The sequence below is a fragment of the Halostella sp. PRR32 genome (assembly GCF_034808085.1).
GTDB classification, from domain to species: Archaea; Halobacteriota; Halobacteria; order Halobacteriales; family Natronoarchaeaceae; genus Halostella; species Halostella pelagica.
In genome coordinates this window covers 159,357-185,414 of record NZ_JAXHGL010000004.1, presented here as the reverse complement: position 1 = coordinate 185,414, position 26,058 = coordinate 159,357, and the positions used below count along the sequence as shown (strand labels likewise).

26 protein-coding genes are annotated in these 26,058 nt (G+C 64.2%); 17 read left to right on the top strand and 9 right to left on the bottom strand.

Annotated elements, in window-relative coordinates; all coding sequences use genetic code 11:
• Positions 1–109 precede the first annotated feature (109 nt).
• From SM753_RS15025 to SM753_RS15010, 4 genes are read left to right on the top strand one after another with little or no spacing between them, the layout of a single operon-like run.
• Positions 110–610 (top strand): hypothetical protein, encoded by a 501-nt coding sequence (locus tag SM753_RS15025; protein WP_323192224.1) that lies wholly within the window; start codon positions 110–112, stop codon positions 608–610.
• Entirely contained in the window at positions 607–2,106 is a 1,500-nt protein-coding gene (locus tag SM753_RS15020) for a UbiD family decarboxylase (RefSeq protein ID WP_323192223.1), read from the top strand. Before SM753_RS15025 ends, SM753_RS15020 begins: the two co-directional genes overlap by 4 nt.
• Positions 2,103–3,494, top strand: a complete 1,392-nt coding sequence (locus tag SM753_RS15015; protein ID WP_323192222.1) for a UbiD family decarboxylase — start codon at positions 2,103–2,105, stop codon at positions 3,492–3,494. The genes SM753_RS15020 and SM753_RS15015 overlap by 4 nt, the downstream gene beginning before the upstream one ends.
• Positions 3,491–4,441 carry an MBL fold metallo-hydrolase gene (locus SM753_RS15010; protein ID WP_323192221.1) on the top strand — a complete coding sequence of 317 codons (951 nt, stop codon included), beginning with the start codon at positions 3,491–3,493 and terminating at the stop codon, positions 4,439–4,441. The genes SM753_RS15015 and SM753_RS15010 overlap by 4 nt, the downstream gene beginning before the upstream one ends.
• On the opposite strand, the gene SM753_RS15005 is transcribed toward SM753_RS15010, so the two are convergent.
• A complete protein-coding gene (locus SM753_RS15005) occupies positions 4,411–5,820 on the bottom strand; it encodes a zinc ribbon domain-containing protein (RefSeq protein WP_323192220.1) in 1,410 nt (469 codons plus the stop codon). The genes SM753_RS15010 and SM753_RS15005 overlap by 31 nt on opposite strands.
• Entirely contained in the window at positions 5,817–6,986 is a 1,170-nt protein-coding gene (locus tag SM753_RS15000) for a thiolase domain-containing protein (RefSeq protein ID WP_323192219.1), read from the bottom strand. Before SM753_RS15000 ends, SM753_RS15005 begins: the two co-directional genes overlap by 4 nt.
• Positions 6,987–7,121: 135 nt before the next feature.
• On the opposite strand from SM753_RS15000, the gene SM753_RS14995 reads away from it, so the two are divergent.
• Positions 7,122–8,573 carry an aldehyde dehydrogenase family protein gene (locus SM753_RS14995; RefSeq protein WP_323192218.1) on the top strand — a complete coding sequence of 484 codons (1,452 nt, stop codon included), beginning with the start codon at positions 7,122–7,124 and terminating at the stop codon, positions 8,571–8,573.
• Positions 8,574–8,683: 110 nt separating this feature from the next.
• Positions 8,684–9,838 (top strand): acyl-CoA dehydrogenase family protein, encoded by a 1,155-nt coding sequence (locus SM753_RS14990; RefSeq protein WP_323192217.1) that lies wholly within the window; start codon positions 8,684–8,686, stop codon positions 9,836–9,838.
• Here SM753_RS14990 and SM753_RS14985 read toward each other — a convergent pair.
• From SM753_RS14985 to SM753_RS14960, 6 genes are all read right to left on the bottom strand, one after another.
• The gene (locus SM753_RS14985; RefSeq protein ID WP_135535960.1) at positions 9,835–10,677 is read right to left on the bottom strand and encodes an enoyl-CoA hydratase/isomerase family protein; all 843 of its coding nucleotides are present in this window, start codon (positions 10,675–10,677) and stop codon (positions 9,835–9,837) included. The genes SM753_RS14990 and SM753_RS14985 overlap by 4 nt on opposite strands.
• 125 nt (positions 10,678–10,802) lie before the next feature.
• Positions 10,803–10,970, bottom strand: coding sequence for a hypothetical protein (locus SM753_RS14980; protein ID WP_323192216.1), 168 nt, complete (start codon positions 10,968–10,970; stop codon positions 10,803–10,805).
• A gap of 4 nt (positions 10,971–10,974) precedes the next feature.
• Complete coding sequence (locus SM753_RS14975) at positions 10,975–11,736, bottom strand: Phenylacetic acid catabolic protein (protein ID WP_323192215.1); 762 nt, start codon at positions 11,734–11,736, stop codon at positions 10,975–10,977.
• Complete coding sequence (locus tag SM753_RS14970; protein ID WP_135535963.1) at positions 11,729–11,950, bottom strand: phenylacetic acid degradation PaaB family protein; 222 nt, start codon at positions 11,948–11,950, stop codon at positions 11,729–11,731. The genes SM753_RS14975 and SM753_RS14970 overlap by 8 nt, the downstream gene beginning before the upstream one ends.
• Positions 11,947–12,342: a metal-sulfur cluster assembly factor gene (locus tag SM753_RS14965; protein WP_135535964.1), complete on the bottom strand. Its 396-nt coding sequence runs from the start codon at positions 12,340–12,342 to the stop codon at positions 11,947–11,949. Before SM753_RS14965 ends, SM753_RS14970 begins: the two co-directional genes overlap by 4 nt.
• Before the next feature lie 4 nt (positions 12,343–12,346).
• Positions 12,347–13,267: a Phenylacetic acid catabolic protein gene (locus tag SM753_RS14960; protein ID WP_135535965.1), complete on the bottom strand. Its 921-nt coding sequence runs from the start codon at positions 13,265–13,267 to the stop codon at positions 12,347–12,349.
• A gap of 292 nt (positions 13,268–13,559) precedes the next feature.
• Here SM753_RS14960 and SM753_RS14955 point away from each other — a divergent pair, with 292 nt between their 5' ends.
• Together SM753_RS14955 and SM753_RS14950 are read left to right on the top strand one after the other, a co-directional pair.
• On the top strand, positions 13,560–14,054 hold the full coding sequence (locus SM753_RS14955) for a GNAT family N-acetyltransferase (RefSeq protein ID WP_135535966.1): 495 nt from the start codon (positions 13,560–13,562) through the stop codon (positions 14,052–14,054).
• A gap of 5 nt (positions 14,055–14,059) precedes the next feature.
• Entirely contained in the window at positions 14,060–14,344 is a 285-nt protein-coding gene (locus SM753_RS14950) for a 2Fe-2S iron-sulfur cluster-binding protein (RefSeq protein ID WP_138798779.1), read from the top strand.
• A 603-nt stretch (positions 14,345–14,947) separates the two neighbouring features.
• Here SM753_RS14950 and SM753_RS14945 read toward each other — a convergent pair.
• Positions 14,948–15,715, bottom strand: a complete 768-nt coding sequence (locus SM753_RS14945) for an IclR family transcriptional regulator (RefSeq protein ID WP_323192214.1) — start codon at positions 15,713–15,715, stop codon at positions 14,948–14,950.
• A 128-nt stretch (positions 15,716–15,843) separates the two neighbouring features.
• Between SM753_RS14945 and SM753_RS14940 the strand changes: the two genes are divergently transcribed.
• The 9 genes from SM753_RS14940 to SM753_RS14900 all read left to right on the top strand — a co-directional run bounded on the left by SM753_RS14940 (position 15,844) and on the right by SM753_RS14900 (position 26,048).
• On the top strand, positions 15,844–16,389 hold the full coding sequence (locus SM753_RS14940) for a hypothetical protein (RefSeq protein WP_323192213.1): 546 nt from the start codon (positions 15,844–15,846) through the stop codon (positions 16,387–16,389).
• A gap of 13 nt (positions 16,390–16,402) precedes the next feature.
• Positions 16,403–17,536 (top strand): enolase C-terminal domain-like protein, encoded by a 1,134-nt coding sequence (locus tag SM753_RS14935; protein WP_323192212.1) that lies wholly within the window; start codon positions 16,403–16,405, stop codon positions 17,534–17,536.
• A 115-nt stretch (positions 17,537–17,651) separates the two neighbouring features.
• Positions 17,652–18,725: a hypothetical protein gene (locus SM753_RS14930; protein ID WP_323192211.1), complete on the top strand. Its 1,074-nt coding sequence runs from the start codon at positions 17,652–17,654 to the stop codon at positions 18,723–18,725.
• 9 nt (positions 18,726–18,734) lie between these two features.
• Positions 18,735–19,136: a hypothetical protein gene (locus tag SM753_RS14925; RefSeq protein WP_323192210.1), complete on the top strand. Its 402-nt coding sequence runs from the start codon at positions 18,735–18,737 to the stop codon at positions 19,134–19,136.
• Between the two features lie 9 nt (positions 19,137–19,145).
• A complete protein-coding gene (locus SM753_RS14920) occupies positions 19,146–20,156 on the top strand; it encodes an ABC transporter ATP-binding protein (protein WP_323192209.1) in 1,011 nt (336 codons plus the stop codon).
• Positions 20,146–21,222, top strand: coding sequence for an ABC transporter ATP-binding protein (locus tag SM753_RS14915; RefSeq protein WP_323192208.1), 1,077 nt, complete (start codon positions 20,146–20,148; stop codon positions 21,220–21,222). The genes SM753_RS14920 and SM753_RS14915 overlap by 11 nt, the downstream gene beginning before the upstream one ends.
• A 10-nt stretch (positions 21,223–21,232) precedes the next feature.
• Positions 21,233–23,212 (top strand): VWA domain-containing protein, encoded by a 1,980-nt coding sequence (locus SM753_RS14910; protein ID WP_323192207.1) that lies wholly within the window; start codon positions 21,233–21,235, stop codon positions 23,210–23,212.
• Positions 23,213–23,225: 13 nt separating this feature from the next.
• A complete protein-coding gene (locus SM753_RS14905) occupies positions 23,226–24,305 on the top strand; it encodes an AAA family ATPase (protein WP_323192206.1) in 1,080 nt (359 codons plus the stop codon).
• Positions 24,306–24,401: 96 nt separating this feature from the next.
• A complete protein-coding gene (locus tag SM753_RS14900; protein WP_323192205.1) occupies positions 24,402–26,048 on the top strand; it encodes an ABC transporter substrate-binding protein in 1,647 nt (548 codons plus the stop codon).
• Positions 26,049–26,058: the final 10 nt, after the last annotated feature.

Below are 26,058 nucleotides of genomic sequence, written 5' to 3'. Positions count from 1 at the left end.
CGCCGCTGTATCCGGCTGACGCTCTTCGGAGACCCGCTCTCGACTGACACATCCCTGTTAGCACACGATAAGACTTTATTTGGCGACTTGGAAACACATACCACCGTGTATGTCCGACGAATACGTCACCTCCGAAACCAATCTGCCCCCGCACCCCGAGCAGGAGGAGATCAGCATTCAGATTACCGACAGGGAGACGAAAGAGATCTTTAGCACGCGAGCCAGGGTTAGCCGGGACCGAGAGGACCTCGCGGATCCCGACCCGCTGATAGTGGTGAAAGGTCCCCACGAGAACACGGAGGAACAGTGGTTTATCGATATCCTCGAAACCGACATCGAGTCCGAGAGCGTCGACAGGAACGTACTCGAGTCGGTCATGGAGGAAACGGAGAGCGACCCGACCGTCATCAACACGCGGTCTGAGGAGGTGAAGACGTTACTTCGGTATCTCGTCGAGACCGGGCAGTACAGTTCGGTTTCTCAGGCGAGTCGGACTATCATGTTCGAGTATCTTTCGGACGCACACCCCGATCTGGTGGACGAGTACGTCGACCTGAAGGTCAAACGCGAACAGCGCGAACTCACTGGAAGCGACGGCGACGGATCATGACGGTCGATAGCTTCCGTGAGTACCTGCAGAAACTCGAAGCGGAGGACCAGTTAACTCGTATCGAAGAGCCGGTGTCGTGGAACCTGGAAGCGAGCGCGATCACGATGCTGGCGAACGAACACGACGACAAGATCCCCCTGTTCGAGTCGAACGAAACGGAGAGCGCGCAGTTGGCCGGCGACCCGTACCGAGGGTCCCAGCGCCGCCCCTGGGACCGCATCGCGCTCGGGATGGGGATGCCTCCGGACGTGTCCCGGCGGGAGTTCTACGAGATGACCATCGATAGGCTACAGGACCCCCGGGGCCCCGAATCAGTCTCCGCCTCGGACGCACCGTGTAAGGAGGTGGTCAACACGGACGACGTGGACCTGCTCGACTACCCGTGGCCGTACATCCATTCGGGCGACGGCGGTCGGTACTCGAATCTCCACACGCTCGTCGCGCCGGACCCGGACTCCGACTGGGTGGACTGGTCGTACCACCGGACGATGATCCACGACAGCGAAACTGCGAGCGTGCTGTTGCTGGCCGGCGAGCAGACGCCGAACCTCTACTACTACAAGTACGAGCGCCGCGACGAACCGATGCCGGTCGCTATCGTCGTCGGGGCCGAACCCGCCGTCCAGTTCAGTTCCGTCATGTGGATCCCAACGGGTCGAAGCGAGGTCGAGTTCGCTGGCGGTCTCAAGGGGTCCCCCATCGAACTCGTCCCCTGCGAAACGAACGACCTGATGGTGCCCGCGACCGCGGAGATGGTCATCGAGGGGGAGATCGTTCCGAACGCGCGACGCGACGAGGGGCCGTTCGGCGACTACTTCGGATACATGCACGGACCGCGACGGTCCATGCCCGCGCTCGAGGTCACCGCGATCACCCATCAGAAACGCCCGATCGTTCCGTTTTGTGTCGAGGGGACGGGCGTCGGTTACACCGAGAACTCGACGAGTTCCATGGAGATCGGGTGCGTGGGCCCCGACGCGACGCTCGGTCTCCGGGCGGGCGGGTTCGATATCGACCTCTGCGTGCCGTGGCAGTCGACGCCGCGGACGGTGTACGTCATCTCGACGAACTCGACGTCCCCGGGCTATCTCCACGAACTGGCGAACTTCATCTTCACGACGTGGGGGATGCTCCACGTAGACTTCTTCGTCTTCGTCGACGCTGATGTCGACCCCCTCGACCAGCGCGCGGTCCTTGAATCGCTCGCGTTGCACGCAGACCCGGACGAGGACTTCCACCAGTTCGGCGTCGAGACGATGCCGAAGGTCCCGCTGAACATCTACCAGACGCCGAGCGAGAAAGGCAACGTTCAGACGGGGACGTCGAAAGCGAAGACGGCGAAGGCGTACATCGACGCCACCAGAGGCGAGGACGAAGCCCCCGACCCGACGGTCGAGGACGTCGATACGCGGTACTGGGCGCAGACGTTACTCACTGACGCCGGAGCGAACGCCGACCACCTGCAGTTCATCGACCCGGGGGAGACGGGACGATGACATCTCTCAGAGAACACCTCGACGCCCTCCGCGCCGCAGACGACCTCCTGACGGTAGACGAACGTGTCCACTGGGACGAGGAAGGCGCGATAGTCGCAACCGAAGCGCTCCGGCACAACTGCGAAGCGATCCACTTCGGATCGACCTCGGGTGAGGTGGACTTCGCAAGCGGCGTCTACGCCGGCCCGGACCAGATTTCGAGCCGTCACCATCGACCCTGGCGTCGGATCGCCGCGTCGATCGGGCTGGGTCGGGAGTGCGAATACGCCGACCTTCTCGACGTGCTCTCGGACAGGGAGATGCGGCCGATAGAGGACGCGGTGTTCGTCGATCCCGCCGCGACCGTCGAGGACGACGTGGACCTCTACTCGCTCGGGCTTCCGACGGTCGCCGACGAGGGCAGACAGCTACTCACCCTCGGACTCGTCGCCGTCGAACGCGATGGAACCACCTCGTGGGCACCGGTTCGCGGCTACGTCCACCGGAGTTCTCGGCTTCGCATCTCGGTCCCCCGTCGGTTCGTCGACTGGTGCGACGGGGAGCGTCCGGCGAGCGTCGTCCTCGGCGTCCCCGGTGCGTCCCTGCTCGCGGCGCTCCAGGGGTGGACACAGGACGGGGGGCTTATCAAAGTCCCTCAGCGGGCGTGCGGCCTCGACGATATCCCGCTGTCGAGAGTCGGCGACCGGGTCGTTCCCGCAAGCGCCGAGGTCAGGGTCGACGGGACGATACGACCGGTCGACGAGTCGTTCGAGGGGTCGTCGGCGATCTGGGAGCGCGGTTGCGAGACGGCAGCGGCCGTCTTCGGCGCCGATTCGCTCGCACTGCGTGAGGACCCCGTCGTCCCCTTCACTCCGCTCGGTGCGCCGCTGACGGACGACATTCACCTGACGAGTCTGGTCGAGGCGGCGGCGCTGTTCCGCCGGGTGAACCGGTACTGGGGGGTTTCGCCGGTGTCGTGGATCCAGCTTCCGGTCGAAGGCCGTCTCGGGCTGTGTCTCGTGTCGAGCGAGATACTCTACTCCGGGTTCGACTGGCAGTTGGCGAACGCGCTCTTCTCGTTCTCCGAGTTCTTCGACAAGGTGCTGGTACTGGACGAGTACGCGGAGCCGACCGACCTCGCCAGAGCGCTGGACGACATGTGGGTGAAGGCCCATCCCGGCAACGACTGGATATTCAGCGACCCGAACGCGCCCGCCGCGAGCGCTCCGATGTACCGCCGAGACGGGGAGACGGGATCGCGGCTGTACATCAGCGCGACCTGGGACCCCCGATGGGACGAGGATTACATCGCGCCGCGGGTGACTTTCGAGTCGTCGTTCCCGGAGAACATCCGCGAGTCGGCGCTCGACCGCTGGAACGACCTCGGATTCGACGAGGAGATACGATGACCGCCGTCGAACGGATCCCGCTCGGTGCAGGGTCGCCCGAGGGGGTTAACAGCGCGTACGCCCTCCCCGACGAGGGGGTCGTAATCGATCCCGGTTCCCCGACGGAGACGACGTGGAATGCCCTTCGAACGGGCCTCGACGAGGCCGGACTTCCGGTTCGCGAGGTCGAACACGTCCTCGTGTCTCACTGGCACATGGACCACGCTGGCCTGGCGTGTCGGCTCGCGGAGGCGGCGGGCGCGACAGTTCACATGCACGCCGAGGACGCGCCGCTCGTCGGAGAGTACGCCGCCGCCCGCGACCGACGCCTGAACCGCGACGCCGAGACGCTCCGGCGGTGGGGCGTCCCCGACCCGGTGTGTGCGGCGCTCGTCGAATCTGACCGACCTTCGCCTGTTCCGGACGAGTACGCAGTTCGCGCTCACGCTGACGGCGACCTCGTCGCCGGCGTTGCCTTCGTCCACACGCCCGGCCACACGGGAGGCCACGCGTCGTTCGTGTACGAGGGGACGCTGTTTCTCGGCGACCTGTTGCTCCCGACGTACACGCCGAACGTCGGCGGCAGCGATACGCGGATGGACGACCCGCTCGCCGACTACCTGCAGTCGATAGACCGCGTGAACGCGAAGTTCGACCGCGGCGAACCGGGCCACGGGACCACGGTGGACATCGAGGCCGCGGTGGCGTCGGTGCGGGAGCATCACCGCGACCGCGCGGCGAAGGCCTTTCGCGCGGTCGCCGACGCGGGCGAGGCAACGCCGTGGGCCGCGGCTCGCGACCTCTTCGGCGAGATGGACGGGATCCACGCGAAGTTCGGTGCCGGTGAGGCGGCCGCCCACCTCCGGCGACTCGCCGCGCTCGGCGTCGTGGAGCGCCGCGACGGTGACCCGATCCGGTACGCTCCCCGCCTCGACGATTACCCGTCCGGCGTGAACTTGACGCCGTAACGGGGCACCCCTTCCTGCGTGTATATCCGCCGGATCGTGGCCCGGACGGTGTCGCCCACGTCCACCGACTCGGGGTCCGTGTCGGTGATCTGCGCCGGGAGCGTCACGGCTCCGTCTTCGGCGTCCAGCGCGATGATAGCGACGGCGAAGGCTCCGTCACGCTGCTGGAGCGTCGCGAACTCCGGCGGCGCGCCGCCCTGGCCGATCACGGTTAGCGCCCGGACCGTCCCGGTCCGCGGCGCTTCGAACTGCTCGAACTCCACCCGCGAGTGACACGCCTGGCAGGCTCCCTCGGGCGGGAACGTGACGCCGCCGCACTTCGGGCATTCCCCCGCGACGAGCCGGTACCGCTGGTCGAGCGACCGACGCCACGTCGGGATGCTCACGTGCGCGCCGCCGCCGGTGACCTCGCCCTCCACCACGTACCCCCGCTCCCGGAGATACGCCGTGTAGTCGATAGGGTCACCGCCGTCGACGGCGTCGATCCCGGTAACGGGAAGACCTCCCTCGAACGCGACCGCGGCCGCGGTACCGCTGCCGAAGAAGGCTGCGACGGTCAGTTCCGACCCGTCCGCCTCGGAGAGCGCCGAGAGCAGGCCGATCGGAACGGTGGCAGCGCCGGAATCGCCCACCTGATCCACGACTGTTCCCGCCGCCACGGCTTCGTTGGAAAGCGCCGCGTCCCCTGCGGCGCGGTAGGGGAACTTCCCGTCGCGCTGGTGGACCGCAGCGCCGGTCGCCGATTCAGCGTCCACGTCGAGTGCAGAGACGGCCTCCGTGACGCCCTCGCGCACGACGTTCCGTTCGTACGTCGTAATCCCGAGCGATTCGACGTTCTCCTCGCCGCGCTCGCGGAAGCGGACGCCGGGCGTGTCGTCGCTGTGCCACGCGATATCTCGGACCGCGACCACGGGATCGTCGTCGATCACGAACGCGGCCGCGCCCGCTCCGAGGGGGTGATCCGCATCGGCTGGATCCCCCGCCGGACAGTCACTGACGACGACGAGCGCCGGGCCGTCGGCGTCGAGCGCTCGCCCGAGCGCCTCCGCGCCGGCCGCGGCGTGCTGGGTGGCGGTCGAACTCGCGACGTCGGCCGGCAGGTCGAGCGCTCGGACAAGCCGCGGGACGAACTCGCCCTCTTCGAGCGGCGGCGTCGTCGTGGCGGCGGCCACGAGGTTCAGAGAGCCGCGGTCGACCGGTCCCCCATCCAGGGCTCGTTCCGCCGCAGCGATAGCCATCGTCAGTGCGTCCTCGTCGGCGGCGGGGACCGCCTTCCGTTCGATCCCGGACGCGTGGGCTGTTCCCCACGCTTCCTGCGTCTCCTCAGTCGAGAGCCGGAACCGGGGGAGGTAGACCCCGGCGGCGGTGACCCCCCTCATGCTGCCTCCTCCCGTTCGAGGATGTGAACCGTGACGCCGCCCCCGCTCCCGCCGACGTTGTGAGCGAGCCCGTACCGCGGGTCGTCGACCTGAACGTGGGCCTCGCCGCGTAACTGCTCGAACGCCTCGACGATCTGGCCGGTCCCCGTCGCGCCGATCGGGTGCCCTTTCGATTTCAGGCCGCCGCTCGTGTTCGTCGGCAGTTCGCCGTCGGGGTCCGTGACCCCTTCACGGAGGAGTCGCCCCGCTTCGCCGCGGTCGCAAAAGCCGAGGTCCTCGTATGCGAGCAGTTCAGCGATAGCGAAACAGTCGTGGACCTCCGCGAAATCCAGGTCCTCCGGGCCGATACCGGCTGCCTCGTACGCGTCCTCGCCGGCGCGGACGCTCGCGGGGATACTCGTCAGCGACTCCCGCTGGAAGAGGCCGACCTTGCCGCTGGACGCGCCCGTTCCGGCGACCCGGACAGGCGCGTCGTCGTACTCCTTTGCGACGTCTTCGCTGGCGACGACCACGGCGCTCGCGCCGTCAGTCGTCGGACAGCAGTGATAGAGGTTGAGCGGGTCCGCGACCGGCGGCGCGGAGACGGCGTCGTCGAGCGAGCACTCGAAGCCGAGGTGGGCCTTCGGGTTCTGCGCGCCGTTGCCGTGGTTTTTCACCGCGACGCGGCTCAGGTCCTCGACGGTCGTGTCGTACTGTTCCATGTGCGCGCTTGCCATCTGGGCGTACACTCCGGCGAACGTCGTGCCGCTGGTCCGTTCCCATTCGGTCTGGCCGCTGACGCCCAACCACCAGCGCGTGTGGTCGGAACTCGCGTCGGTCATCACCTCGTACCCGCCCGCGAGGGCGACGTCGACCATGCCTGACCGAACGGCGGTGATCGCCTGCCGGAAGGCGTAGCCGCTCGCGGCACAGGCGTTCTCGACCCGCGTCGTGGGAATGCCGTGGAGGCCGACGTGTTCGGTCACCGCCGGCCCGGAGAGGCCCAACTGACGGCCGCCGACGCCGAGCGTTCCCAGGTACGCCTCCTCTATCATGTCCGGGGAGAAGTCCCCCTCGACGCTGTCGAGTGCGGAATCGAACGCCTCGTCGAACAGCGTCAGGTACGTCTCCTCTGGGAAGGAGCCGAACGGAGATTGGCCGGCTCCCATCACATATGCGTCTCGCATGCGTCGGTGTAATCACCGGCGAAACTAAAGGTTGTAGGTACCGCCGCCTGGACGGGATGGAGCGCTGGGGTTTCGCACTCTTTTCGGAACCGGATGCCGTACACTTTTGTTGTCTCAAACAGTACCCTCGCGTGTATGAGTTACTCCGGACCGACGACCCTGTATATCGACGGAGAGTGGACCGCCGCGGAGAGCGGCGAGACGTTCGTCACCGAGGATCCGGCCACGGAAGAGCCGTACGCCGATGTCGCGGAGGCGGCCGAAGCGGACGTGGACCGCGCCGTCGCAGCGGCGTACGAGGCCGCCCACCGCGACGGGGAGTGGCGGTCGCTCGGACCTCGCGAGCGCGGCCAGCATCTGCACGCGATGGCCGACGCCATCGAGGAGCGAAAGGACGAGATCGTAAACGTCGAGTCCCACGACAACGGGAAGACGCCGTTCGAGGCGTCGCTCGACATCGACATGGTCATCGAAACGTTCCGGTACTACGCCGGCTGGACCGACAAGATCCAGGGCGACGAGGTCCCCGTTCCCGGCGACCGACTAAACTACACCGTTCGCGAGCCGGTCGGCGTTACCGGACACGTGATCCCGTGGAACTACCCGTTCCAGCTCGCGGGCCGGAGCCTCGCGCCGGCGCTCGCCTGTGGTAACACGGCGGTGCTGAAACCCTCCAGTACGACGCCGCTTTCGGCGCTGTACTACGCCGTGGCCGCGGAGGAGGCGGGTCTCCCCGAGGGCGTCTTGAACGTCGTCCCCGGCCGCGGCAGCACTGCCGGAAACCGACTCGCCGAACACCCGGACGTCGACCACGTCGCCTTCACCGGCAGCACGGGCGTTGGCAAGGGCGTCATGGAGCGCGCATCGGAGAACGTCACTGGCGTCACGCTCGAACTCGGCGGGAAGGGGCCGAACGTCATCTTCCCCGACGCCGACCTCGACGCGGCGGCCGCCGGCTGTCACTACGGCATCTTCATGAATGCCGGCCAGATGTGCTGGGCCGGGTCGCGTCTGGTCGTTCACGAGTCGGTCCACGACGAGGTCGTCGACCGCGTCGTCCAGCGAGCGGAGTCGACGCCGCTGGGAAGCGGCATCGACGACGACGGCCAGATGGGGCCGACCGTGAGCGAGAGCCAGCAACAGGAGGTCCTCGACTACATCGAGACCGGGAAGGAGGAGGGAGCGACCGTCGCCACCGGCGGCGGCGTCCCCGAGGACAAGGACGCCGGATACTTCGTCGAGCCGACGGTGTTTACGGACGTGACGAACGACATGACTATCGCGCAGGAGGAGATATTCGGACCCGTACTCTCGGTGATCAGTTTCTCCGACCGGGAGGAGGCGATCGAGATCGCCAACGACTCCCCGTACGGACTGATGGCCGGCGTGTGGACCTCCGACCTCAAAACGGCCCACACGGTCGCCGAGTATCTGGACTACGGCATGGTCAGCGTCAACGAATATCCCGTCACGCAGCCCCAGACCCCCTTCGGCGGCTTCAAGGAGAGCGGCTACGGCCGCGAGCAGGGGACCGAGGCGCTCCACGAGTACACCCAGACGAAGAACGTGAACGTCAACCTGGAGTAACGTCTCGGAGCCGCCTCTCGCCTCGCGTCGGTAACGTTCTGGGGGCAAGTTCGTCAGCGTTCCCGTCTCCTGAGAACTTTTATGGTGTCGTGCCCCGCGTGTAGCAGTGTATGAGTCTCATCGAGAGCGCGCTCTCCGACGAGCACCGTGAGTTCCGTGACCGGGCTGCGACCTTCGCGTCCGAAGTCGTCGAACCGGACGCCGAAGACATCGAACGAACTGACGAGTTCCCCCGAGACGTTGTCGAGAAAGCGGGTGACAGGGGGCTGCTCGGGATCCTACTGCCCGAGGAGTACGGCGGCGAGGGCTCCGATTTCCTCTCGTACTGTTTGGCGGTCGAGCAGATCGCACAGGCCTCCGGTGCCGTCGCGGAGACGATTCAGGGCCACACGTTCGCCGCGCTCCCTATCGCGAACTTCGGCAGCGAGGAACAGAAAGAGCGGTATCTTGAGCCGATGGCGCGGGGCGAGATGACCGGTGCGATGCTGCTGACCGAACCTGGTGCCGGTAGTTCCCCGAGCGAACTCGCGACCGTCGCCGAGGCGGACGACGACGGCTACCTGCTAAACGGCGAGAAGTCCTTCGGCACGAACGCCGGCGTCGCGGACGTTCATCTCGTCGTGGCACGCAGGCGGCCCGCCCCGGAGGACAGTCACGGCGTGAGCGTGTTCCTGATGCCCGGCGTCGACGAACGGGAGGGGTTCACCTTCGACCGGACGGAGTTCATGGGCATGCGCGGCCACGTGACCGGGGACTCGACGCTCGACGGCGTCCGCGTCGACGAGTCGGCGCTGCTCGGCGATGTCGGACACGGGTTCCGCATCGCGATGGGAACAATCGACATGGCCCGGACTGGACTGGGGGCCATCGGGACGGGGTTAGCGACCGCCGCGTTCGACGACGCGATCGACTACGCGGGCGACCGCGAGCAGGGCGGGCAACCGGTCGGAGAGTATCAGGCCGTCCAGGTACTCGTCGCCGAAATGGACGCCCAGCTAGACGGCGCGCGCCATCTCGTCTACGACTCCGCGAAGGCTATCGCCGACGGAAACGGGGACACCCGGAAGTCGAGCAAGGCGAAGTACGTCGCGAGCGACGCCGCGGAGTTCGTCACCCGGAACGCGATGCAGGTCCACGGCGGCAAGGGGTACAGCAAGGACCTGCCGCTCGAACGGTACTACAGGGACGCGAAGATACTGAGTATCATCGGCGGAACGACCGAGATACAGAAAACAACAGCCGCGTCGGAAGCGCTGAACCTCTAGTCGTCGTCCGGAGCGCCGGGTTCTTTGTCGCCGAGTTCGACGGCCTTGAAGTCCGGCTGGTGGTCGCCGAGGTACGCGTCGACGCCTTCCTTTGCAACGTCCGATCCGAGCAGTCGGTTCTGGAGCTCGCGCTCGTGAGCGAGCGCGTCCGACAGCGGCATTTCGAGCCCCTCGTTGACGGCCAGTTTGTTGTTCCCGACCGCCAGGTGCGATTTTTCGGTGATCTGCCGTGCGAACTCGAACGCCTCGTCCTCGACCTCGTCCGGCGGGTGAACCTCGTCGAAGATCCCGCGCTCGACGGCTTCCTCGGGCGTGACAGTCTCGCCCGTGATCATCATTTCGAGGGCGGTCGAGCGGTCGATGTACCGCGGGAGCAACTGCGTCCCGGCCTCGCCGGCGATGAGTCCGAGGTGTATCTCCGGCATACCGACGTTGTAGTCGTCGTCGTTGCCCGCGTATCGGAAGTCACAGGCTAGCGCGAGTTCGAGGCCGCCGCCCATGCAGTGGCCGTCGATCATCGCGATGAAGATGGTGTCTGTCGTGCGCATCTTCATGATGACCTCCTTGCTCGTCTGGCTGGCGTAGCCGACCTGCTTGCCGGACTCGTCCTGTAGCGCCTGGATGTCGAAGCCGGTCGAGAAGAACTTCTCGTTCGCGCTGCCGAACAGGCAGGCGCGAACCTCCTCGTCGAAGCGAACGGTCTCGACGGCCCGCTGGAGCTCCAGGAGCACGTCGATGTTGTGCGCGTTCGCCGGCGGTCGGTTGAGTCGGATGGTTCCTACGTTGTCCTCCAGCTCTGTCTGGAAATATTCCAGATCAAGCTCACTAAACGATTGCATACACACAGTGCAATACCATCCGTCTATAAGTAATTTTCCCTCAGGATATGTGCTGAGGTCCATAGAAAGACAGTTTAAGCGGCGCTATCCGCCGATTCCGGGAAATCCGGATCGCCACCGTTTCGCTACTCGTCCGGCTGCTTCCCTTCCCACTTGATCCGCTCGAAGACCGTGTGACAGCCGTTGCAGTAGTACTGCGATTTGGACACTTCGCTCCCGAATGCGGACTCCTGCTCAGTGTCCTGTGAACCGCAGTGCGGACACTCGACCGTCGGCTCTCCCGAGTCGGTCACGGTGTCACCTCGCGAACATCGCGTTCTCTTCGCCGGTGAGCTGACGGATGTCCTCATCGCTGATGCCGCCCGACCCGACTCGACGGCGGGTTTCGTCCCAGTCGTCCGGGTCGGGGGCCGTCCAGTCGACGCCGTCGAGCGACACCGGCGTGTCGTCGAACAGTTCCCGGTAATGGTCGGCGAACGAGTCTCTGATAGACGCTATCGAGGTGTCGGTGAACCCGGCGTCAAGCAGCGGGTCGGCGTCGTCGTCGTACGTAGACGGGCCGATGAACGCCATCGTCTGCGGAAGCGTCTCTTCGAGCGTCTCCTGGATCCTGCTGGGGTACTCCTCCGCCAGCGTCTCCAGTCTGGCGTCGTGATACTCCAGATGGAAGTACTCTTCCTCCCCGATCTTCGTGATCATCCCGTCCATGTCGTCCCGGTCGATCGCATCGAGGAGATACCACGCGGCCCGGTCAGCGGGCGCTATCGTCGCCACGTACTCGGGCCACTCGCCGTCTATCACGTCGAGCGCGGAGACGTTGTTGAACTCCGTCGGATCGCGGTCGCCCTGGAGCCAGTCGTCGTCCCGTCCCTGTTGCTGGAGCATGCGGAACAACTGTCGGACGTGACCGACTTCCTCCTGGGCGGCGCTGGACCCGCCGATGTCGTCCTCCAGCGACGGCCCGGCCAGGCTCCACTGGGCGTTCCGGTGGCCGAGGACGAGCTTCGTGTCCGCGATCGCCTGAAGGTACTCGACCGCCTCATCTGGCCAGTCACTCATCGGTGGTCACCGTGGTTCTGGGAGTTCCGTGTTCGACCTCGAGGAGGTCTCCCTGTCTGACGACCGCCATGTAGTCCCAGTCCTCTTCGTCGAACGTGTTGTGTGCGTACATCTTGGCCAGCCTTCCGTTTTTCGCGCTGACGTTGCCGACGTGTTTCGTGTCGTCGCCCTGGTTCTTGCGGGCGAACACTTCGTATTTCTCAGTGTCGCTCATAGTCCGATCCCGGATTCTCGCATTTTCTCGCGAACTTCGTCTGTGAGCATGTCTTTCGACCACACGGGGTCCCAGACGACCTCGACGTCGACGGACTCGACGCCTTCGATGACCCGGAGACAGCTCCGGACGTCGTTCTGGATCATGTCGTACGCCGGGCACCCCATGCAGGGGTACGTCATCTCGACGTCGACGTGTCCGTCCGTCTCCTCGACGTCGTAGACCATCGCCATCTCGACGAGGCTGACGGGGATGTGCGGGTCGGGGATCTCGTCGACCGCGTCCCACAGGCGCTCCTCGAACGGGGTCGAGTCCGTCCGACGGTTCTCGATGAATTCGCTGGTTCGTGGCGGTCCGGCCGAACTGTCGACGTTTCGGTTTGTCGTTGCCATCGTATCAGATACCGACATCGACTTTTCCGGACTGGATGAGGTTCACGTACTTCTCGTTGGCGGGGCCGCGGTCCCGCCAGCGGTCGAGCACGTCCGACCATGAAATGTGCTCGTTCATCCGCCAGTCCTTGTTCTCAGCGTCGAAAGCGATCGGCAGGTCGTATTCGAGGACGTACTCGTCGGCCTCCTCGTCGTGGTGGGCCGGCACGTCCAGGTCGAGTTCGTCCATCAGCGGAAGCGTCCGCGAGAGCCAGTCCTGTCTGAGTTCGTCGTTGGATTTGCCCTTGATGCGGTAGTCCAGCTGGTCGGTGTTGCGCTTCTTGTCGTCGGGCATGCCGAACCATTCGACGCCGATGGGGAACATCCAGTCGACGGCTTCCTGTAGCTTGTCTTTGGTTTTGTCGTTCTTGTTCGCCAGCCGGCGCATCCACGTCTCGCCGTGGCGCAGGTGGAACTGCTCTTCCTTCTCGACTTTCGTGAGCGCGCGCTTCCACGGCGCGTACGACGTGTTCTCGTAGATATCGCCGAGTAGGACCATCCCCGCACGGTCGAAGATCCCGTGTGCGGTCACGAGTTCGGCGAAGTTCTCGATGTGCTGGTCGAACCCGTACGTGTTCCGGAACTCGTACGGTTCGCGCCCGTAGATGAGTTCCTCGCGGTCCTCGCCGAGGTCTTCGAGCAGGCGGTACGCGATGTGGCCGTGACCGAGTTCGTCCTGAATGACGCTCACGCAGGAGGTACGTGCGTCGAGCGACGGCGCGTTCAGCGACTGGTCGTAGTACGCCGGCGCGCTCATCAGTTCGGTGTCTCCGGACACCAGCAGGATCTGCTTGAGCGCCTCCTTGTAGCCCTCCGTCATCTCCTCCTCGGACTCGATCATCTTCCCGTTTTGCACCTGTTCTTTCAACTGTTTCTCTGTGGGCATGGTTCGAACAGTATCGACTTACCGGGCCAGGTTTATAATTGTTTTCTGTATACGTTGCGCGTATCGGCTCTGACAACCGGATCCTCGTCAGGGTCTGAATCGAGTAGTCCACAACGTGCGGGGCGGCCGGTACCCCATTCAACGGCGAACGTGACCTCGACCATAGTCGACACGCACCCGCGAACGTAGGAGATGAACTCTCGTGCGGCCGGTCTTCGCTGTTTGATCCCTCGGGGGGTATCAGATCCGTTCGACAGGATCTTTTTTGTCAATCGGGTTCGTTCGGTATCACATGACGTACGACGTTCGACAGGCGACGTTGGACGACGGAGAGGAACTGCTCGACCTTTGGCACGGATTCACTGACCACCTCTCCAAGTACGACGACAGATACCGTCACAAAGAGGACGCCGACGACCGCTGGTTGCAGTATTTCGAGAACCAACTCGTCGATTCGAAGTACGGAATGGTCGTCGTCGCGGAAGACGAGGAGACCGGAGAGCTCATCGGCGCTCTCGAGGGGCGCGTGATGGGGGACCATCCGATATTCCGACTCGAAGACCACGGGTACATCAACGGGCACTACGTCGAACCCGAGCATCAGGGGAAAGGCGTCGGAAAAGCGTTGCTCGACGAGGCCCACGACTGGTTCGCCGGCAGCCCCCACGAGGTCGACTTCTACCGGATCGACGTGATGGAGGGCGACGATGATGCCGCGCAGGTGTACGAGGAGTTCGGCTTCGAACCCGTCGAGCACGTGTACGAAAAATCAACCGAGGAACGGTAGTTCACATGGTCGAGACGCACACCGTCGAACTCGTCGACAGAGACGTGACGCTCGAAGTCCCGGAGAACCAGTCGATCCTCGAAGCCGCGGAGGAAGCGGGTATCGACCTCCCCTATCAGTGCCGTATGGGAATCTGCGGCGTCTGCTGTGCGATGCGGGAGACCGACTGTGACGTCGAACAGACCGAGGGCATGTTCCTCTCGGACAGCGAGAAGGAGGAAGGGTACGTCCTGACCTGCATCGCAAGGCCCCTATCCGACATGAAGATCGAGACGGACGAGAGTCCCTGATAGGGCCAGAGTTTCATCCCACGCCGTCGTACCATCGTGATTCTCTTGATATCGATCTCTGTCAGTCACTACTCCGCGGCTGAATCCGTATACGGAACCCGTATACGCCAAGTGTGACACGCCCTAAGGGTGTGGGAACAGTGGGCCGAGAAATGGAACTACTACGAGACAAAGACGATAGTTCCCAGAGCCGGCCGCAGACTCCGCTAATCGGGTCGTTCGGTCTCTATACCGACGCTCCGCGTATTCGTCTTGCCGTGTTCGGTGTACGCCAGCGCATTCACAGTCTGGCTGCCGTAAAACACACCCTAAACCTGTGTTAAAATGCTGGTTCGTCAGATGCCTGTTTCTGCTTGATGGTCAGAGCGGACCGACACAGCTCTCGGGCGTATGATAGTCGATAACGCGTGATATTCGCTGACAACGAACGAGGGATAGTTCTCCGAGACTCTCAAACTGATGCTAAATCGGGGTGACGGGCCATCTTACCGGTTATCCGTGACGGCACTACCCTGATAACGCCGACTGAGAACCCGTCTATCGGAGGGATAAACACAGTTACTGGAGGGGCTGACAAATGGGTTCGGTGACACCGAACGCGGGTCAGATGTGCCTGATGTTGATCTCGATCTCGTTTGCGATCCCGAGCAGTCGCTCCGCGTATTCGTCTTCGAGTCGGTCCCTGGTGAGACGATTCGCCGGGCCGGAGAGGCTGATCGCCCCGTAGACGCCGTCGTCGACGCGCTTGATCGGTGCACCGACCGCGTTTAACCCCTCCAGCGCCTCGCCGATGTTGAACGCGACCTTTCGCTCCCGGATCTCCTCGAGTTCCGAGTACAGCGTCTCGGGGTCGGTGATCGTCCCGTTCGTCTTCGCGGGCAGGCCGTCCCCCTCGACGATCTGCTCCCGTTGGGCCTCCGGCAGATGGGCGAGGATCGCTTTGCCGGCGGCCAGAAAGTGTAGTTCCGTGATGCCGCCCTCGCGCGCGTACGTCTGAATCGGCGACTTCCCTTCGGCCCCGTACAGGTACACCGCCTTCCCGTCCCGTTCGATAACGCACCAGACCTTGTGGCCGGTCTCCCGCGACAGTTCTTTCAGTCTCGGCTTGGCCACCTGAAACAGGTCGCTCTGATTTCGCATCCAGATGCCGTAGTCGAGAAAGCGGTACCCGATCCTGTACTCGTCGCCGTCCCGACACATGAACCCGTGATCTTCGAGTGTCTTCAGGTGGCTGTGAACGGAGCTTTTGGCCAGGTCCAGTTCCTCGGCGATCTCCGTGACTCTCCCGCCGTCGCGTTCCCTGACCGTCTCGATGATGTCGAGCAGCGTCTCGTCGGATTTGACGCCGCCTTGCGTGCCTTTCTGTGCCATACCACACACTGCGTTTGGACTATAATAAATCTTGGTCGGTATTACCGAACGGCCGGGGATGTTCGAGATCCGGACCGAGATCCGAAGTGACCCATGGTTTTATATATCGATTACGGGTTTTAGGAGGTATGGCCGATAACCCAGTGGCCGACAAGGACTACTCCGTCCTGCCAGAACAGCACGCGTTCAAAGTACACGCGCCGGATGCTCCCGACCTCGTCGAGGGTGCCGGCGATAACCTGAAGACGGTCCATTCGGTGATGCTGACCAACGACATGTACGTCACGTGGACGACGGGGCAACCCGGCGACGTCTTCCCGCTGCACTCGCACATGCCCGAGATGTACCAGATCCTGACTACCATCAAGGGCCGATGCGTCTGGTACTACAAGGACAACGACGGGAACGAGCAATCGATCGAAGCGGGGCCGGGCGACGTCGTGTACCTGCCCGGCGGCGCCGAGAACCGCGTCGAAGTGATCGGCGACGAGGAGCACATCCACATCGGGTCGTACCCTCGCGTTCGCGTCCCACGCGTCGAACAGCTCGTCGGTATCGTCCCCGACGAGGTCGAGAACCCGAAGGACTTCCGGGTCGGTGCCGACTTCGACAACGTGCGCGACGAGTTCGCCGAAACGGACGAGGACTCGTTTACGAGCGCGGACCACGAGTAACGACCCGACCAGCATGGAGATCACATCCCTCGACGCGATCCCGATCAGCGTTCCGAAGGCGACGAGCCTGCAGACCGGCGGTTCGGGGGCGTCGACGTCCGGTTCGGACTCGTTCGACCACGTCCTGGTCCGCGCGGAAGCGGCGAACGACGCCGTGGGGTACGGCGAGGTCGCTCCCCACCCGGACTGGCCCCAGAGCGGAACACAGCAGACCGTCCGGACGATACTCGAACGGGAGTTCGCACCGGTCGTCGAAGGCCGCGACCCGACGCATGTGGCGCGGATCGTCGAGGACCTCGACGAGGTCGTCGCCACGCATCCGTTCGCGCTTTCGGGCGTCGACACTGCGCTGTACGACCTCGTGGGGAAGTATCTCGAACAGCCGACGGTCTCCTTGCTCGGAGGACCGACGGCGGCGGATCGCACGCTCCCGCTCCACTACACGGTCGGTATCAAGGACCCGGAGACGGTCCGGGACGAGGTGTCGGCGGCTGCCGAGCGCGGCTTCACCGACTTCAAGCTCAAAGTCGGCGCTGACGACCTGAGTGCGGACCGTCAACGGTTACAGGCGGTCCGCGAGGCCTGTCCGGACGCCCGGATCCGCGTCGACGCCAACGGCACGTGGACAGTCGGGGAGGCGATCCGGTCGATCAACGCGTTACGCGACGCCGCGTCCGGCATCGTCTTCGTCGAACAGCCGGTCGGACACGACGACCTCCAAGGGCTCAGTCGGGTGCGGGCGGCGGTCGAGCCGTCGGTAATGGCGGACGAGGGCTGTTACAGCCCTGCCGATGTCGCGGCGCTCGCTCGTGCGGACGCAGTCGACGCCGTGAACGTCAAACTCGCGAAGGCCGGCGGCATCACGAACGCGACGCGTGTCGCGGCGGTCGCGGCGGCGCACGGGCTCCCCTGCTACGTCGGCGGCATGCTCGAACTGGGAGTCGGTGCGGCCGCGGCCGCCCACTTCGCGCTCGCCGCTCCGGAGCGGGCGTATCCGACGGGATTACTGAACGCTGACGCGAAGGGCTCGCTCCTCGAAAACGGCGAGCGCTGGCGTCCGGACGCCCCGACGTTCACCGTTCCCGACGACCACGGGATGGGTATTACCGTCGACGGCGACGCGATCGAGCGGTACCGGATAGATTGAGGGCTGACACGGGTAAATCCGAGCAATTACGGGTTCTTTTTTCGATAAATCACCGCCTCCTATTCCTGAATCCATGGAAAACGTTTAATACATAAAGCGGTCTCTTTGCGGTCGCATGAGAGCGACTGACAGAGCAGTAGGTATTAGAAACTACGTTGTCAACTGGGCGGAGGTATCGGAGGACGAGGAGGTCGTCGTCGTCGCCGATAGCTACGCCGACGAGGACGTGGTGAACGAAGTGGCCGCCGAGGCCCGCTCACAGGGAGCGAACGTAGTGGTAACGTGGATAGATTTCAACCCCATCCAGGCCCAGGGGGGCGGACCGATCGTCGACGAAGCGCTGAAAGCGGCCGACAAGATGCTTCGGCTGACTTTCGCGACGAGCCACGACCGCGGGACGCAGAAGGCGATCATGGAACACGGTCTGGAGATGTACAGTGTGGCCAATCCCCACGACCCGGAGTTCTTCGCTCAGGAGGCCGCGGAGTATCCGGTCGAACTGGTCCTGGAAATCGAGAAGAAGGCGCTTTCGCTCACTCGTTCGGGTTCGGAGATCCACGTCACGTGCGAGAAAGGCACCGACGTCACCGCGACGTACAATCCCGAGGACTGGGGCGGCGACTTCGGGACGGTCCCGGCCGACGAGAAGCGACCGGGCACGTATCCGGCGACGTTCCCGGGGGCTATCGCCGGCGTGCTCCCGCCGCAGGAAACGAACGGCGTCGTCTGCTACGACGCCTTCAGCGGCGTGGGCGTCGGGGACGAGCCGATCGAGCTGACGTTCGAAGACAACTTCTGTACGAATATCGAGGGCGGTCGCGCCGCCGACGAACTCAGCGACATCGTCGAGGGCGTCCCGAACGTCGGCTTCTGCGAGGAGTTCATGTTCGGACTCCATCCGAAGGTCCGCGACGCTCCGCTCGACCAGAAGCCGATCCCCAACGAGGCGGAGCGCCGATACGGGAACATCCACATCGCCATCGGTAACATGCGATGTTTCAGCATGTACCCGTTCGAAGAGACCGGCGGGACGGAGCTTCACCTCGACGGATTCGTGCTCGACCCCACGATAGAGATCGACGGCGAACCTGTCGTCGAGGACGGCAAGCTAACGTTCCTCGACGACCCCGACATCCGCGACGTCGCGGAGAAATACGGCGACCCGGACAAACTGCTCAAACAAAAGTAAGGTGAAACAATGAGTGACATTACAACCGAAGTTACCAGCTTTCTCGAACAGCTGGCCGACGACGACGAAGGGAGCGAAGTACTCGAACAGCAGCTAGCGGACCGGAAGTTCGTCTTCGACCTGTCGGACGCCGAGCCGTTCGTTCTGCACGCCACGCCCGACGGTATCGAATGCGATCCCGGCCGCATCGAATCGCCGGACCTCGTCAACGAGGTAACGCGCGTCGAGAGCGACACGGAATCGCTGTACAGGATCATGAGCGGCGAGGTCACCCCCCTGGATGCGCTCAACGAGGGCGACCTGTTCATGTCGAGCATGATGGCTGCGAGATGTTACAACTACGGCCTCCTGCGCGCGTTCCGGCGCGGTTCAGAGATAAGTAGCTGCGCCAGATACGACTGGCAAACGTAAACGGTCACAATGTCTCTGCTCTCCGTACGGGATCTGGAAGTTCAGTACGAGGTCGAAGACGGGTACGTCCGCGCGGTCGACGGGGTGTCGTTCGACATCGAAACGGAGTCTATCGTCGGCGTCCTCGGCGAATCCGGCTGCGGGAAGTCGACGCTCGCGAAGGCGATCATCGGGGGGCTCCCCGACAACGCTGTCATCCCGTCGGGCGAGATCACCTTCGACGGAACCGACCTGGCGGCTATCTCGGACGAGCGGATGCGGGAAATACGGTGGGAACAGATAGCCTACGTTCCCCAGAGTGCGATGGGAAGCCTGGACCCGGTGTACACCATCCAGCAGCAGTTGACCGAGACGATCCTGGCCCACAGGTCGGACGTGTCGAAACAGGACTGCATCGAGCGCGCGAAGGAGGTGCTCGACCTCGTCGGCATCAGCCCCTCGCGCCTCAAGAGTTACCCCCACCAGTTGAGCGGGGGTATGCGACAGCGGGTCCTGCTCGCCATGTCGCTTCTCCTGGAGCCGGAACTCATCATCGCCGACGAGCCCACGACCGGGCTCGACGTGTTGCTCCGGGACAAGATCCTAAACGACATCGAGACGTACCGGGACGAGTTCGGCATCTCGGTCATCTTCGTCTCCCACGACATCGCCGACCTCGTCGAAACGTCGGAGTTCATCATCGAGATGTACGGCGGTAAGATCACCGAAAAAGGCCCGAGCAAGACGATGTTCGACCAGCCGGTGCATCCGTACACTATCGGGCTGAAAAACTCCCTCCCCGACCTCGCATCCAGCACCGAGGAAATGATCGCGATGAAGATGCAACCACCGAACCTACATAACCCGCCGGAGGGGTGTCGCTTCATCAACAAATGTCCGTTCGCAGAAGCGGAATGCGAGACGGCGCATCCGGAGTTCCGAGAGGAACGTCAGGGGATCCACTCCGCGTGTTACCGCGCCGGAGAATCAGATTTGATGCGGGGAGAAGCCGCGGAGGTGGACTGGTCAAATGTCGACTGATCCGCTCCTAGAGATCAACGGAATCAAGAAGTACTACGCGGCGGCGTCCGGGTTCCTCAGTCGCCTGCTCGGACGGGAGGACCAGGTCGAGGCGGTCGACGACCTCGACCTGACGATCGACCGCGGGGAGACGTTCGGCGTCATCGGCGAAAGCGGGTCGGGAAAGTCCACGCTCATCGAGACGACGCTCCGACTCGAAGACCCGACCGAGGGGGAGATACTGTTCGACGGGGAAAACATCTGCGAGTACTCGAACAAGGAACTCCGGGCGTTCCGCGAACGCGCCCAGATCATCTTCCAGGACCCGTACGAGACGCTCAACCCGAAGAAGACGGTGTTTCAGGCGATCGCCGAGCCGTTGAAGAACTTCCGCGACCTCGACCGGGAGGAACTGGAGGCGAAAGTCGAAACCACCCTCGAAGACGTCGGACTCCACCCGGCCGAGGAGTACATGGACTCGTTCCCGGATCAACTGAGCGGCGGCGAACGACAGCGCGTCAGCATCGGACGCGCGATCGTGTTAGACCCGGATCTGCTCGTGGCGGACGAGCCGCTGTCGATGCTCGACGTTTCCCTGCAGTCGGGGATCATTCGGCTGCTCGACAGACTACAGACGGAACACGGGTTCGCGATGTTCTACGTCACCCACAACCTCTCGGTCGTGAAACTGATCGCGGACCGGATCGGCGTCATGTACCGCGGTCGAATCGTCGAACAGGGGACCGCCGAACAGATCGTCGGAGCGCCGAAACACCCGTACACGCGGGCGCTGGTCGCCAGCCTCCCGACGCTCACCGGTGACCGGGAGCGGGTGCTCCTCCCCATCTCCGAGGAGGACGACGACGAGGACATCCAGGGGTGTCAGTTCCACCCGCGGTGTCCCGACGCGATGGAGGAGTGCTCCCAGGCGGTTCCGGCGCTTGACTCGTCCCAGACTGACCGTCAGGTCGCCTGTTTCCTCCATCACGACGTGACCGAGGGGGCAGCGGATATCGACACGCTGGCGGAACCCGAGGAAGAGGATCCAACCGAACAACCGCCTCAGTCGGAGATGGGACCGCCGTGATCCGGCGACGATGAGCGAATCGTTCCCGTTCACGGCGATCGTAAATCAGGAGCGGATGAAGCGCGCGCTGGTGTTGAACGCGGTCAACCCGGATATCGGCGGCGTGCTGATCCGGGGCGAGCGCGGCACCGCGAAGTCGACGGCAGTTCGCGCGCTCGCGGACGTTCTCCCCGACCAGGAGGTCGTCACGGACTGCCCGTACGGCTGTCCGCCGACCGACCCCGAACGGATGTGCGGGGAGTGCCGGCAGCGCCGCAAGAACGGCGAGTTGCTGTCGGCGGAGACCCGCCCGATGCGGGTGGTCGACCTGCCGCTGAACGCCACCGAGGACAGAGTGACCGGAACGCTGGATCTCGAAGCGGCGGTGACGGAGGGCCGACAGCGGTTCGAGCCGGGGATCCTCGCGGCCGCGAACCGAAACGTGCTGTACGTCGACGAGGTGAATCTGCTCGACGACCACATCGTCGACGTGTTGTTAGACGCGGCGGCGATGGGTGAGAACGTCGTCGAGCGAGAGGGCGTCTCCCACCGCCACCCCGCCGAGTTCGTCCTCGTCGGAACGATGAACCCCGAGGAGGGACCGTTGCGGCCGCAACTGCTGGACCGGTTCGGGCTCGTCGTCGACGTGAAAGGCGTCGAGGACGTCGACGAACGCATCGAAATCAGTGACCGGCGGGGGGCGTTCGACGCTGACCCGGCGGCGTTCCGGGACGCGTACGCCGAGGAGGAACGGGACCTAACTCGCCGGATCGTCGACGCGCGTGACCGACTCGACGACGTGACCGTCCCTGACGACATCGCGACCGCAATCTCCGAGAGCGCGGTCGACCATCGCGTACCGGGGCTGCGCGGCGACATCGCGGTTCGCCGGACAGCCGCGACGATCGCCGCGTTCGACGGGGCCGGGGAAGTGCGCGACCGAGACCTCGCCGAGGCGCAGACGCTCGCGCTGGCGCATCGGCTGCCGACCGATATGCGAGCGGCGACAGACGCCGGGGAGGCGGTGCTGCTGCCGGACGACGCCGAACCGGAAGAGGTCGCGGACACGGCTGACAGCGCTGACGAAGGGTCCGACGGGCGAGTGCCGATAAACGGCGGCCGAAACGACCTCATCACCGATGCGGAGACGACCTATCCGATCGACCGGACCGCCATCGATCCGCCGCAGGACCGCACCCTCCGCGACGACTACGGCCGGCGAGTCCCCTCGAAGATCCGGATGCGAAGCGGCCGGTACGTCGGGGCTCGGCGGCAGGACGACGTCGACGACGTCGCTATCGACGCGACGGTGCGAGCCGCGGCCCGCCGACAACACCGGCGGTCGGACGCGGACAGCGACGGTATCGACGTCTGGTCGCAGGACCTCCGGCAGGCGATCCGGGAACGGAACGCGGAGGCCCTGCTGGTGCTGGTCGTCGACGCCAGCGGGAGCGTGATGAACGGTCCGCAGATGCGGGAGACGAAGCGGGCCGTTCTCTCGCTGCTCGAAGACGCGTACCGAACGCGGGATCGCGTCGCAGTGGTGGCGTTCCGCGGACAGAGCGCACAGGTCTACGTCGACCCGACTCGGAACGTCGACCGCGCGAGGCGTCGGGTGTCAGAGCTCCGGGTCGGCGGTAACACCCCGCTCTGTCACGGGCTCGCCTCCGCGTACGACCTCGTCGAGCGCGAACGCCGCCGGAACGAGGACGTCTACCCGCTCGTGGTCGTGTTCAGCGACGGGAAAGCGAACGTCCCGTACAACGACGGTGCCGACCCCGAGACGGAAGCGTTGCGGATCGCCTCAGCCTACGGCGAGGCTGATATCGAAACCGCGTACGTCGACACCGGCTACGGGCTCAACGACGCGAAGTACTCGCTCTGGTCGGACGAGGACGCGCTGGCGGCAAAGCGCGAGGAGTTCGAGTGGAACCGGACGCTCGCGGACGCGATGGACGGACAGTACGTGCCGCTGATCGAACTACCGGACGGAGAGTACATCGAATCATGACCGAGAACAACGTATGACTGACGACGAGATGACCACAGAGGAATCGACGACGTTCCCGTTCACGGCGATCGTGAATCAGGAGGGGATGAAGCGCGCGCTGGTGCTGAACGCGGTTAATCCGGATATCGGCGGCGTGCTGATCCGGGGCGAGCGCGGCACCGCGAAATCGACGGCTGTCCGCGCGTTGGCGGACGTGCTTCCCGATCAGGAGGCAGTCGCGGACTGCCCGTACGGCTGTTCACCGACAGATCCTGAGCGGATGTGTGGTGAGTGCCGGCAGCGCCGCAAGAACGGCGAGTTGCTGTCGGCGGAGACCCGCCCGATGCGGGTGGTCGACCTGCCGCTGAACGCCACCGAGGACAGAGTGACCGGAACGCTGGATCTCGAAGCGGCGGTGACGGAGGGCCGACAGCGGTTCGAGCCGGGGATCCTCGCGGCCGCGAACCGAAACGTGCTGTACGTCGACGAGGTGAATCTGCTCGACGACCACCTGGTGGACGTACTGCTGGACGCGGCGGCGATGGGAGAGAACGTCGTCGAGCGAGAGGGCGTCTCCCACCGCCACCCCGCGGAGTTCATCCTCGTCGGAACGATGAACCCCGAGGAGGGGTCGCTGCGGCCGCAACTGCTGGACCGGTTCGGGCTCGTCGTCGACGTGGAAGGAGTGGAGGACGTCGACGAACGGGTGGAGATCAGTGACCGTCGAGCGGCGTTCGACGCCGACCCGGTGGCGTTCCAGGAGACGTACGCCGAGGAGGAACGGGACCTGACTCGCCGGATCGTCGACGCGCGCGACCGACTCGACAGCGTCGAGTTACCGGCCCGGGTCGCGAAAACCATCGCGGAGACGAACGTCCGTCTCGGTGTCGACGGTCACCGCGGCGACAACACGCTACGACGGTCCGTCCAGGCGTTAGCTGCGCTCCGTGGTGAACCGTTGGCGTCCGCCGAGATGCTCGAAGAAGTCGCTCACATGGCGCTGGATCATCGTCTAGTGCGTCTCCCGTTCGAGGAGGACGCCGCCGATGTCGATTCGGCTCTGTTAGCGGCACGGAAAGAACACGCGTCGATTTCACCCGAAACCCCACAGTGAACCGAGGGAAACCTAGATCATCGAAAGTTATATAGTGTGGGCTAACGGAACAGAAACAGAGCGGGAGTATGTGGTAGAGTCGCATACTGGATACCAATGACAGACGACAATAAACGGCGGTACGACTTCGGAGAACAGTCAATAGACCGACGATCGATGCTGAAAGGCGGGGCTATGGCGACGGTAGCCCTGTTGGCAGGTTGTAACAGTGGGGGCGGAGCCCCGGGCGAGCAGGTCGGTACGCAAACGATCAGGGTCGGCGAACTCTCGAACTTCGTCGACGTCGCGAGGGAGACGGCGAACATGTGGAGCGAGATCGGCGTCGACTTCGAACTCGACACGACGACGTGGGGAACGTTCGTCGGGGAGGCGTACACCAACCAGCCCGAAAACGTCAGCCACACGCCGTGGGGGTCGTCCCCCGACCGGGTCGACCCTGACTACTTCCTTTCGACGTACACGTCGGATTCGTCGGTGAACGCCTCGGGATACGAAAACGAGGAGTACGACGACCTCTTCGACCAGCAGCGAGCGGCGTACGACCAGTCGGAGCGGACAGAGATCATCCAGCAGATGCAGGAGATCCTCCGCGAAGACCTGCCCGAGTTAACGTACGTCTGGCCGAAGGCGACGCTACCGATTAACACGGGGCAGTTCGACATCCAACCGACAGAGTTCATCGGCGCTCGGACGACGGGGACGATGACCGTGTTGACGGCCGAGCCTGTGGGCGATACCGACACACTCATCGTCGGTGCCCAACAGGAGATCGCTATCCCGAATCCGCTTGCTCCCAGCTCGAACGACCTCCAGTATCTGCTCAAACTGGCGTACGACACGCCGAGCCGGGTCGGTCTGGACGGGAACCCGACAAACTGGGCGGTCGAGGAGTACGAACAGATCGACGAGACGACGATAGACATGACGCTTCGCGACGGGATGACGTTCCACGACGGGGAGTCCGTCACGGGAGAGGACCTCAAGTTCACGTTCGACTTCCTGACGGAGTACACCTTCCCGAAGTACGACCCGTTCCTCAGCGATGTCGAGAGCGCGACCCTGGAGACGGATCAGACCGTGCGAGTGAGCCTTGCACAGCCGAACGTCGCGTTCCTCAACTCCGCGATGACGTTCATGAATATCCTGCCCAAGCACATCTGGGAGAACGTCCCGGACGAGGTAGACGAGCCGGTCAACTGGGACGCGGACGTCGACCAACTGGTCGGCAGCGGTCCGCTCGAGATAACCGAAATCACCGACTCGGAGATCCGATACGAGGCGTTCGACGACCACTGGGAGACCCCCGCGTACGACGAGTTCATCTTCGTCAACCGGGCGAGCATGGAAGCGATCCGCGCGGACTTCGAGGAGCAGAACATTCACATGACGACCTCGTCACCCCCGCCGTCGGTGACGGACGCGCTCGCGGAGAACGATTACATCACCAAGTCGACCGCGGCGAGCGTGTTGCAGATGAAGATGACCTTCAACCTCGACCAAGCGCCGTACAACGACGTTGCGTTCCGTAAGGCGCTCATGCAGGCGACCGACGCCCAGCGGATCGCACAGATCTTCTACAACGGCGAGGCGGACATCGGCGACGGGACACTGGTCCACCCGCAACTCGACTACGCGGCTGATCTCCCGCCTGTCGAACGCGATGTCGAAGGTGCCAAGGAGACACTCCGCGAGGCGGGGTACGAGTTCGACAACAACAACAACCTCCACTACCCAGAAGAGTAAGCGACAGATC